Origin of the sequence: Acinetobacter sp. YH16044, assembly GCF_013417145.1 — a bacterium.
Lineage (GTDB): Bacteria > Pseudomonadota > Gammaproteobacteria > Pseudomonadales > Moraxellaceae > Acinetobacter > Acinetobacter amyesii.
In genome coordinates this window covers 182361-194326 of record NZ_VPEK01000001.1, presented here as the reverse complement: position 1 = coordinate 194326, position 11966 = coordinate 182361, and the positions used below count along the sequence as shown (strand labels likewise).

Here is an 11966-nt window from a genome sequence, read left to right as displayed (position 1 = left end):
CCATAACATGGATGTATGCCGATTGCCCTTATTCTAATAATCCAATGATTGATTAAGCCGACTTACGTGAATTGACTTGCCCTTTAATGACCGCTGTTAAATTTCCTTTAAGATATTTAAAAAACACTTTTAAGGGTGAAAGTTTAGGATTTGGCTGTTTGCCTTCACCAATCGATTTAAACTGAGCGGCATACCAAATAATTTCCATAATCGCCATTTTATCAATCATCGGTATGCCAGTTTTAATTTTGTCTACGCCGTAACGAACATCCTGCCCCGCCAATAAACGATCAGCCAAATCGACTTCAACAGCGAATGGACGTGCAATACCAATAAAATCACAAGCTCCACTGTCTAGTGCAACATTCATGCCTTGCACGGTTCTAAACCCGCCGGTAACCATTAACGCGCATTTCACTTCTTTACGGATATTGTCCGCAAAATCGAGGAAATAAGCTTCACGAGCAATGGTACTGGCTTTACGTTTTTCTGCTTTAGCACCGGCCATCGCTGGCGCTTCATAGGAACCGCCCGAGATTTCAATCATATCAATCCCTGCGGCATCGATTGCCTTAAAGACCTCAATCACATCTGTTTCGCTAATTCCGCCGCGTTGGAAATCAGCAGAATTCAGTTTGACCGAAATGATAAAATCATCTGTCGTCGCAGCACGAACTGCCTTATAGATTTCAAGCAAAAAGCGCATGCGATTTTCATTTGAACCGCCCCACTGATCTTGACGTTTATTGGTCAGTGGCGACAAAAACTGACTAATTAAATAACCATGCGCACCATGCAATTGCACGCCTTCGAAGCCTGCCTTTTCACAAATGTGTGCGGCACGTGCAAAACGCTGAATAATATCTAAAATTTCATCTTCACGAAGTTCGCGCGGTGTTCCAAACGTTGTGGCTAACATCGGACTAAATGGCACAGCAGACGGTGCAACCGTTTCTTTATTTAAACCTTTTGGACATTGGCGGCCCGGATGTGAAAGTTGAACCAATTGCACCATGCCGTGCTTCTTGCCTAGCTCAGCCCACTGTGTTAATTGTGCTAAATCTCGCTCAGTTTCAGCGACAACAACCCCAGGCTCATTTTTAGCACGAAAATCCACCATGACATTACCCGTAATGGCACAGCCTAAACCACCCTTCGCCCAAGCTTCATATAATCCAAAATGTAAGTGATTGGGTTGGCCTGCGGTATTGGCCAATGCTTCACTCATTGCACCTTTAATGATGCGATTTTTAAATGTGGTATTACGAATTTTAAAGCTTTCAGCTAAATGGCTCATGACAATGTCCAAAATGAAATAATAAGTCCTGAGTATTTACTCTAATTATTATTTTCTAAAGGTCAAGGATATTTTGACAATGACACTTGTCAAAATATCCATAAGTTTGATTTTAGTATTGGCTGGCTTCAATTAATTTACGGGTATAGTCCGTTTGTGGTCGTGCAAATAGATCTTCAGTGTCTTGAAACTCCATGACTTTGGCATGTCGCAGTACCAACACTTTTTGGCACAAGGCTTTGACCACGTGTAAATCGTGACTGATAAATAAATAACTCATATTATATTCTTGCTGCAAACGCCGTAGTAGCTTCACGATAGCTTTTTGTGTCGTCCGATCTAGTGCCGATGTAGGTTCATCGAGTATCAATAATTTAGGACGTAATACCAACGCACGTGCTAAGGCGACTCTCTGCCGTTGCCCACCCGATAATTCATGTGGATAACGCTGCTTAAATGAGCTGGCTAATTCGACTTTCTGCAAAGCTTCATCTATACGCTGTACAATTTCATTTGCAGATAAATGCTGTAAGGCCAAACCTTCGCCAATGGTTTGCTCTACATTTAGCCGTGGATTTAAACTACTGAATGGATCTTGAAAGACAATTTGAAATTCACGACGTAAAGGTCTGAGCTGTTTTTCTGAAAGTTGATGGATGGCGTGTTGATTTAACATAATTTCGCCATCACTTTCTATGAGCCGAGCAATAGCCAATGCTAGGGAGCTTTTCCCTGAACCACTCTCTCCAACAATACCGATCGACTCACCTTCAGCCACTGTTAAATCCAAAGCCTCTACCGCAACGACATAATCTTTGATGCGGTTCAATAAGCCTTGTTTGACTGGGAACTTCACTCCTAATTGGTGTAATTTTAAAAGTGTCTGCGTTTGTGAAACCTGTATTGCTTTACCAAAATCATGGTCTAATAGATTTTTGGTATACGCCTGCTTCGGTTGCTCAAAAATTTCCTGAACATCTCCTTGTTCCACCACTTGTCCACGATTCATCACAATCACATGTTCGGCATAGCGCTTAACCAAATTCAGGTCATGGCTGATTAAAATCATGGCCATATTACGCTGCTGTTGTAGCGACTTTAATAAATTTAAGATTTGCGCTTGCAAAGTGACATCTAAAGCCGTGGTTGGCTCATCAGCGATTAAAATATCAGGATCTAAGGCCAATGCCATGGCAATCATGACACGTTGTCGCTGCCCCCCAGATAACTCATGTGGGTATCGTCTTAACTTATCTTCAGCATCAGGAATACCAACATCATTTAATAATTCTATAACCCGCTGCCGAGTTTTTGCCTTCGACCATCCCTGTAACAACAGTGACTCATCAACAATCTTTTCAACCCGATGTAAGGGATTTAAAGCTGTCATCGGCTCTTGAAAAATCATTGCAATTTTCTGTCCACGAATGTTTCGGTGCTGTTCAGGACTCAGTCCAAGAATATTCTGTCCACTCAGGCTGACGCTGCCTGTGACCTGCAGATCACTCGACAACAAACCGAGTATAGCTAGGCTGCTAATCGATTTACCTGAGCCGCTTTCTCCAACAATCGCTATCGTTTCACCTGCATGCAATTTAAAATTTAGATCATCAACCAAGACCTGTGCTGCATGTGAAATATGTAAATGTTCCACCTCTAACACGATGGGAGGTACATTAACTTGATGATTATTGACGTCTAGGATCGAATGCATCACGTATCGCCTCCCCAATGTAGATCAATAAAGACAGCACGATCGCTAAGGTAAAAAACCCCGATAAGGCAAGCCATGGTGCATTCAGATTGTTTTTCCCTTGAAGCAATAACTCACCTAAGGACGCGGCATCAGGCGGTAAGCCATAACCTAGGAAATCTAAGGCTGTCAGTGCAGTAATATTTGCCGTAAGCATGAAAGGTAGCTGTGAAAGACTGGAACTCATCGCATTTGGTAAAATATGCCGAAACATAATGGTGCTATCTGTAACGCCAAGACTCCGTGCTGCACGGACATAATCAAAATTACGAGCACGCAAAAACTCTGCACGAACCAAGCCGACCAAAGTGGGCCAGCCAAACAGCAGCATAATGACAAAGAGCCAATACACACTCGGCGTAAACATGCTGACCAAAATCATCACCATGAATAGCATCGGGAGCCCGCCCCAGACTTCTAAAATCCGTTGACCAATGAGGTCTATCCACCCACCATAATAGCCCTGTATCGCCCCAACGATGATGCCCAATATGGCTGAAGCAAAAGTTAATGCAAAACCAAACAGGAGCGACACACGTAATCCATATAAAATACGTGCGAGCACATCACGCCCTTGGTCATCGGTACCGAGCCAATTTTGTGCAGTTGGTGCAGATGGTACGGGCACAGCCAGTTCTAAATTCGGTGTTTGATAGGAAAATTTAATCAGTGGCCAAACCGCCCAGCCTTTATCTTCTATCAGTTGCTGCACCACAGGATCTTTATAATCTGCCTCAGTTTCAAATACCCCACCGAAAGCGGTTTCTGGATAACTTTTCAATACGGGCACATATAAAGAATCATCGTATTTGACCAAGAGCGGTTTATCATTGGCAATAAACTCGACAGCTAGGGACAACATAAAAATCAAGGCAAAGCTAATAAAGCATGTAAAGCCTAATTTATTTTCTTTAAAACGTTGAAATCGCGCTTGCATGATCGGAGACATTATTTTGCCCCCTGCGAATCAAAATTAATTCGTGGATCAATCATTTGATACATGACATCGCTGATTAATCTTAAGATCAGCCCCATCAAGGTAAAAATAAACAAGGTACCGAAAATGACTGGATAATCACGCTGTACAATGGCTTCAAACCCCAACAATCCCAGACCATCTAGATTGAAAATAATTTCAATAAATAGATTTCCCACAAAGAAGATGCCAATCAAGGCTTCTGGTAGACCAGCAATAACAATGAGCATTGCATTACGAAATACATGCCCATACAGCACACGTGATTCAGTCAAACCTTTAGAACGAGCAGCAAGAACATATTGCTTATTCAGTTCTTCCATAAAAGAGTATTTGGTCAGATAAGTTAAGCCTGCAAAACCACCAATTACCATAGCAAACAAAGGCAACGCCATATGCCAAAAATAATCTGCAATTTTGCCAAACACACTTAACTCAGTAAAATTCTCTGAAACTAAACCTTGTAGAGGGAACCACTGGAAATATGAACCACCTGCAAAAAAGACAATGAGTAAAATGGCGAAGGCGAAAGCAGGAATGGCGTAACCTATAGCCAATAAAATAGACGTGCTTTTATCAAATAACAAACCATGTTGACGGGCTTTTTTAATACCTAATGGAATAGACACCATATAGATCAGCAAGGTACTCCATAAACCAAGGGATAAGGATACAGGCAGCTTTTCCCAAAGTAGCTCGGTCACAGGCTTATCTTTAAAAAAACTGGTACCAAAATCTAGCGTCACATAGCCCTTTAACATGAGCCAAAAACGTTCGAATAATGGTTTATCGAAACCATATTGCGCTTCGATTTTTGCCACCATTTCTTCACTGAGGCCTTTTGCACCTTGGTATTTACTGCCTGTCGTCGCAGTTTCACCACCACCCGTGTTTCCCATGCCTTGAAAGGATTCTGCTTGCTGTATAGCCTGCTCAACAGGTCCTCCTGGCGCAATCTGAATCACGACAAAGTTAATCAGTAAAATGAAAAACAATGTTGGAATAATCAGGAGCAATCTTTTTAAAATATATGTGCCCATGTTGCTTTCACATTCCTTGTCATTCAGATGTATTTATTGCTGCCGTAGATATTGTGTTATTTGCTTGGCTTCAGCTGCATCACTCCACCAATAGTCAATCCCTACAGAAAGTTTAGGTTTAACATAGGGTTGCTTATACATATGCCAATAGGCAAACCAGTTTTCACTTTGCCCAAACATTGGGATTTGATAATAACCCGCTCTGAGCAGACGGTCTAAAACACGCGTACGAATAATCAATTCCTCTCGATTTGGAGCATTGATCACCTGTTGAATGAGCTGATCTATTACAGGATTTTTAATCCCTGCATAATTATAATTACCCACTTGGTCAGCTGCTTGACTGCCCCAAAGTTGAGCTTGCTCACCCGCTGGAGTGAGTGATTGAGGCATTTCATCCACGATCATATCAAAGTCAATATTTCGCATACGCTCGGTGTATTGCGGTCCATCTACTTGTCGCAATAGCACCTGAATACCTAAACGTTTCAAATTTCGTATAAATGGCATTAAGGTTCGCTGCAAATCTTGTTGCTGAATCAAAAGTTCAAATTTCACAGGCTGAGATTTTGCATCCACCAATCTGCCGTCTTGATAACGATAACCCGCATTCAATAATAGTTGGCGTGCATGCAGAAGATTTTTTCGATTGAATCCACTGCCATCAGAAACAGGATATTGCCAATTGGATAAAACACCCTGTCGTTGAATAGGATCAAGTTGCGATAACATCGGTTTTAAAATATCCAACTCTTGGATAGAGGGTTTTCCCTTTGCTTCTAACACACTATTACTAAAATAACTCTGTAAACGCTGATACTGCCCATAAAACAACGCTCTATTTTGCCATTCAAAATCATAAGCAAAAGTTAAAGCTTGCCGAAAGCGAATATCACTAAATGGCGCACGACGGGTATTAAATACGAGACTTTTTGTGGGAATCGGTCGTTCATGTTTAAAGCGATATTTGACAATTTTACCGTCTTTAAAAGCAGGAAAATTGTACGCTCCCACCCAATTACGTGCGGTCTTTTCCTCATATAACGTAAATTGACCCGCTTTAAAGCCTTCAAAGGCGATGTCTGGGCTGCGGTAATATACATATTTCAGATGGTTAAAATTATACCGACCACGATTGACAGCTAATTTCTGCCCCCAATAGTCAGGATTACGCTTATAGCGAATACTCCTACCTGCATCGATCTTCTCAATCGTGTAAGGGCCAGAGCCTAAGATGGGCTGCAATGTAATTTGAGTAAAATCTTTTTTTGCCCAATCTTTTTGGGAATAAATCGGCATTTGCGCCAAAATCATGGGCATATCAGTATTATGTCCAGATTTAAAACTCATCCTCACCTGATATTTAGATAAAACATCTGTTTTGTCCAAATCTGCTAAGTACATTTGTAGACCGGGATTTGATTTAGTTTGGAAGGTATCAAAACTAAACTTCACATCATCAGCTGTTAAGGCACTCCCATCACTAAATCGTGCTTTGGGGTTTAAATGAAAAATTACAAAATTAGTTTTTTTCGGGTCAAATGTCACTTTTTCGGCAAGTAACGGATACATCACACCCGGTTCATCTAGTGATGAACTCATCAAACTATCAAATAGATAATTGATACCTTCAACAGAACGCCCTTTTCCATTCATGCTGTTTAAATTATCAAAACTCCCAATACTCGAGGTCGTGATATATCCCCCTTTATTGGCAAGAGGATTGGCATAGGGCATTGCCTGTAATTGATGATATTGAGGGCTACTATGTATGGCAAGAAAAGGCGTGGTCTGCATCGCAGCCCACGCCCCTGTTGAAAGTATGCTCAAAGTCACACCAAACACGTAACGCGAAGTTGAAGCAGAATACATTCAACTTAACTCCTTAATGTTTGGACTCAGTTTGGTACTTTAATGACTTCACCAATACGTAACTGAGCAGACGGTTGTATATCATTCATTTCAGCAAGTTTTGATGTATCAAGTCCATAACGGCTTGCTAAACCAATCAATGTATCGCCGCGTTTAATACGGTATTCACTGATAGTTTTAGGGACTTGTAAATTTTGACCGACACGCAGTCCTGCACGGGGGTTCAAGTTATTTAATTCAGCCAATGCTGCCACAGTTAAACCTGTCCGACTAGCAATCGAATTTAAAGACTCGCCTGATTTCACAGTATAGCTTTCAGTATTTGTTGGTTTCACATTGCTCGTAGAGGATTTAGCTTCCGTTTTTTTGGTTTCAGTTGCTTTACTAGCTACATCAGCAGGTAGTTCACCATCTACTTTTAAACGCTGCCCTACACGAATCGCACTATTGGTATTTAGGCCATTTAATTCAGCTAAATAACGCAATTGAAGATGATATTTCTTCGCAATCACACCCAGCGTTTCACCTGATTTCACCACATGAATATCGGTCGCTTCAACAGAATTCGTTCGTGTATTGGTTTTGCTTTCAGTTTTGGCCGGCTCAACTTTAGTTTCTACTTTAACCGGTGCGACATCACCTGTTAATTTTAATTTCTGCCCAACACGTAGACCTGAACTCCGCTCTATGCCATTTAAATTTGCGACATAGTCCATGCCTAAATCATAGCGACTAGCAATGCCTGTCAGTGTATCGCCAGACTGCACCACATAAGTCTCTGGAACAGTTGAACTTGCAGGTACTTTAATGCTTTGCCCCGCCATCAGCCCACTATTTACCGACATGTCATTTAGACTCGCCAATTCAGACAAACTGATTTTTGACTGCGTCGCAATGCTGTAAAGCGTATCACCACGCTGCACTTTATAGCTTTCCACTTTATACGCAGGATCAACTTTGACATTTTCAATGCGATTCACCACTTTGCTGTCGAGCTTTTCAACTTTGCTCTCAACCTCGGCTACAGCTTGTAATGGCACATTAATTTTTTGCCCCACCATCAAACTACTGCCAGCCGTTAAGCCAGTTGTTAAATCTGCCAACTCTTGATTTGACAGCGCATAACGATCTGCAATGAGTTTTAGATATTCACCACGTTTTACCGTGTAGGATTTTGTTTGAACTTTTGCAGATTTTTCGACAACTTGAGCTGCTTTCTTGTCAGCTTCCAATTTTGCTTTAGATGCAGGTGTTTCTTTTAAGGACAATTTCTGCCCAACATATAAACCACTCGTGGTGGTTAAACCATTGTAGTCTGCGAGTTGCTTCGTACTTAAACCAAATTGACTCGCAACAGCTGTAAGGCTGTCATTTGCTTTCACTACATAGCTATCTGCGATAGGCTTGGCTTTCGATTCTTCATTATTTTGCACAATTGGTTTCGCATCATATAAATAGATGGTCGTACCGACATACAAAGTCGAATCTGGCGAAATTTGGTTCCAAGCTGCAATATCACGCCAATTCACGCCATTTTTCATCGCGATCAACGCTAAAGTGTCACCTGCCAAAACTGTATAAGTACTGCGTTTACCTTTAGGTGGTACAACTACAATTTCAGAATCTGTACGAATGACATTTTTACCTTGGTTGCGTTTGGCTTCTTCAGAATCAGCACCTGTATTTTCAGCCACGCTTTTCGGGTAAGAGAAACCTTTGGTCAGTTCTTTACCTTGTTGATCCGCAATCGACTGGCTGGTCTGAATCGCTGTCAACTTAATCTTACCATCATAAGGATCGACAATTTCAGTGCCCTTCGGCGCAATAGCTTTAATTTCCTGAACGACTTCTTCTTGTTCTGCTTTGGTCGCTACTGGTTTTAACACCTCATCAACTGTTTTGGTCTCACCTTCGGCTTTAATAGCCGCCATGATTTGCTCACGCTCATTTGCGCTGAGTGGTGGCTCGACAGACACGGCTTTCACAGGAGTCGAAGGTGTTACAGCGACTGGTATACGCGGCGCACTTGGAATATCACTATTCGATGCAAATGCAGCTAAAGCAGATGATCCCATTGGTGTTTTGCCTTTCGTTCCTGACGGAATACTTGGCGTTACCGTTGCAGCGACTACAGGTGGTTTGGCAGAAGCTGTCACTGTCGGCTGTGTGGTCAGCGTAGGTGGCGTCACTTTTGCAGGCTGAATAGTTTTACTATTTAATTCCGGCGGAGTAACACGTGACGGTGTTATTTCAACATTATTTTTTGGTAAGTTATAAGTTGAATTACTTGCCCAATAACCTGATGAACCACCTGATTGTAATTTTTTCAAACGTGCATCGACTGATGGACTCACATCCGCAGGAATTAAAATCCGCATTGGGCTGCTGCTATCAATCACATCGCCACGATGACCAGGATTTAGTGCATAGAGTTCTGCACGACTTAAACCAGTAATAGATGCAATTTCATTTAAATTTGCAGGCCCTACAGCCACTTCACGAAAGTGTGGACGGTTGGCAATTGGCGGCAAACTTACGCCATAGGCACTTGGATTTTTAATAATTTGAGCAACAGCCAAGAAACGTGGAACATAGTTCATGGTTTCTTGTGGCAATTTTAGCGACCAATAATCGGTTGGCAAACCTGCTGCACGGTTACGGTTAATCGCCTGTTGAATACGCCCCGGCCCTGCATTATATGAAGCCAATGCCAATTCCCACGAACCAAACTGGTTATGTAGCGCACCTAAAAACTCATAAGCTGCACGCGTTGATTCCACTACGTCACGACGACCATCATACATTGAGGTTTGTTTTAAGCCGTAAATACGTCCAGTACTTGGAATAAATTGCCATAAGCCTGCTGCGGCTGCACTTGAGGTTGCTGCTGGGTCATAAGAACTTTCAATCACTGGTAATAACGCCAACTCAGTCGGCAAACCACGACGTTCTGCTTCTTTAACCGTGTGATATAAATAACGGGACGCACGCGCACTTAAACGATCAATATATGGTTGACGTGAAATAAACCAACCACGCTGCGCTTCAATTCGCGTATCCCAGTGGTTCAAATCCATTTTGAAACCCACAGTCATACGCTTCCAGACATCACCATGCTTAAGTACTAAAAGGCGATCGCCTTCTACGGCACGCATGTCTGTTGCAGAAAGTAAATCTTCGAGTGAATCTAAACTATTGGCATCGAGAAAGTTTGAGCCAACTTGTTTACTTGCTGAGTTCTGCTTAGTCGTTTGCGATGAAGAACAGCCCGTCAGACCAAGAGCTGCGAGCGCAGAACCCAAGACTGTAAATTTAAAAATTTGTGGTAACGTAGGCTGCCAGACAGTCGCAGTTGATTTATACATAAAAAAATCCAGACAACTCATATAAAATTTATTTTTTAGATATGCCATTGTAGTGAAGCAGAACACAGACACAAGGCGTTAATTTAACGCTATTTCAGTATAAATGTTACAAGAAATTAAAAAAATCGCCATAAATGGATTTCTCTCTGTCATTTGCGTTATACAATATACGATTCTGAATGCTTGTTTTTCTCCGGATTTGATTTATGTCTCAAACAATCACGCTTTATGTTGATGGTGCATGTAAAGGCAACCCTGGCTTAGGGGGTTGGGGGGCGTATATCATCCGTGAAACTGGAGAAGAAAAACTCTGCGGCGGCGAAGCTGAAACCACCAATAACCGTATGGAATTGACTGCTGCTATTGAAGGCATTCAACATTGTCCGTCCGATGCAAAACTGATCATTTGGACAGACTCCAACTATGTCAAACAAGGTATAACCGAGTGGATTCATGGTTGGAAAAAGAAAAACTGGAAAGATGTTAAAAATCCTGATCTGTGGAAATTACTGGATACAACTTGTCAGGGTCGGGAAATTGAATGGAACTGGATTAAAGGGCATGCAGGCCATCCGGGAAATGAAATGGCTGATCAATTGGCCAATCTAGGCGCAGAAAAAACCCTCGAACGCATCAAACAAGCAGCATCTACAGCTGAAGCACCTAAAAAAAAAGCTGAACCTGACTGGCTATTAAATGATCCGTTTGGACTTGAATTTGCTGATAGCGATGATGAAGCAGAAGAAATCTCAGCCGAGTCAGCTATTGACGCAGAGCAGATTGATGACATTGCGATAGAACAACAAGCAACAGACACTGCTTCAGCGTTGAATGAAGCTGCCCCTATACAGTCTAAGCAAGCTGCTGAAATCCATCCAATGATTGTCATTACACCAGCAACCGTCGATGTATCTGGCCCACGACAATTAATTTTGGATACGGAAACCACAGGTTTCTATTTCCAAGATGGCGACCGTATTATTGAAGTCGGTGCAGTGGAAATGATTAACCGCAAACTGACCGGTAGCTCAATTCATATTTATATCAACCCGCAAAAACCTGTCGGTGAATCTGAAAATATTCACGGAATCAGTGATGACTTTCTAAAAGACAAACCACTGTATGCTGAAATTGCCGATGTATTATTTGATTATCTAAAAGGCGCAGAAATCATTGCGCATAACGCAACCTTCGATATGAACTTCCTAGATATGGAGTTCAAACGTGCTGGTTTTGTGGCCTTATCTGAAGTTTGCGAAGTTACCGATACCTTGGCTATGGCCAAAGCCAAGCATCCAGGCCAGAAAAACTCACTCGATGCATTAGTGCGTCGTTACGAAATTCCACAACGTGACCGTACTTTCCATGGTGCCTTACTCGATGCGGAAATCCTGTCTGACGTATACCTAGCAATGACGGGCGGTCAGGTTTCCTTTGATATCGATGCACTGACCCACTCGCAAAATGAAGATGGTTCGCAAACCCGCGCCGCTGTTGAAATAGAATTACCTGTGATTTTACCTTCAGCAGATGAACTTGAAGCCCATGAGACATGGGTCAAACAATTTGAAGAAAAACATGGTACACCTTGCCTTTTTGCGAAATAAAATCTAAATTTCGTGTTACTTTTTGTATATAAACAATTCTTACATACGCTATAGTA

General features: G+C 41.9%; 7 protein-coding genes. 1 reads left to right on the top strand and 6 read right to left on the bottom strand.

Annotated elements, in window-relative coordinates; all coding sequences use genetic code 11:
* Positions 1–52: 52 nt before the first annotated feature.
* The 6 genes from FTV38_RS00825 to FTV38_RS00800 all read right to left on the bottom strand — a co-directional run bounded on the left by FTV38_RS00825 (position 53) and on the right by FTV38_RS00800 (position 10303).
* A complete protein-coding gene (locus FTV38_RS00825; protein ID WP_180020773.1) occupies positions 53–1297 on the bottom strand; it encodes an NADH:flavin oxidoreductase/NADH oxidase family protein in 1245 nt (414 codons plus the stop codon).
* Positions 1298–1409: 112 nt separating this feature from the next.
* Positions 1410–3011 carry an ABC transporter ATP-binding protein gene (locus FTV38_RS00820; RefSeq protein WP_180020933.1) on the bottom strand — a complete coding sequence of 534 codons (1602 nt, stop codon included), beginning with the start codon at positions 3009–3011 and terminating at the stop codon, positions 1410–1412.
* Positions 2986–3999 (bottom strand): ABC transporter permease, encoded by a 1014-nt coding sequence (locus FTV38_RS00815; RefSeq protein WP_180020771.1) that lies wholly within the window; start codon positions 3997–3999, stop codon positions 2986–2988. The genes FTV38_RS00820 and FTV38_RS00815 overlap by 26 nt, the downstream gene beginning before the upstream one ends.
* Positions 3999–5066: a microcin C ABC transporter permease YejB gene (locus tag FTV38_RS00810; protein WP_180020769.1), complete on the bottom strand. Its 1068-nt coding sequence runs from the start codon at positions 5064–5066 to the stop codon at positions 3999–4001. The genes FTV38_RS00815 and FTV38_RS00810 overlap by 1 nt, the downstream gene beginning before the upstream one ends.
* A 33-nt stretch (positions 5067–5099) precedes the next feature.
* Positions 5100–6938: an extracellular solute-binding protein gene (locus FTV38_RS00805; protein ID WP_180020767.1), complete on the bottom strand. Its 1839-nt coding sequence runs from the start codon at positions 6936–6938 to the stop codon at positions 5100–5102.
* Between the two features lie 26 nt (positions 6939–6964).
* Complete coding sequence (locus FTV38_RS00800) at positions 6965–10303, bottom strand: LysM peptidoglycan-binding domain-containing protein (protein ID WP_180020765.1); 3339 nt, start codon at positions 10301–10303, stop codon at positions 6965–6967.
* Between the two features lie 206 nt (positions 10304–10509).
* Between FTV38_RS00800 and dnaQ the strand changes: the two genes are divergently transcribed.
* Positions 10510–11910 (top strand): DNA polymerase III subunit epsilon, encoded by a 1401-nt coding sequence (dnaQ, locus tag FTV38_RS00795; protein WP_180020763.1) that lies wholly within the window; start codon positions 10510–10512, stop codon positions 11908–11910.
* Positions 11911–11966 lie beyond the last annotated feature (56 nt).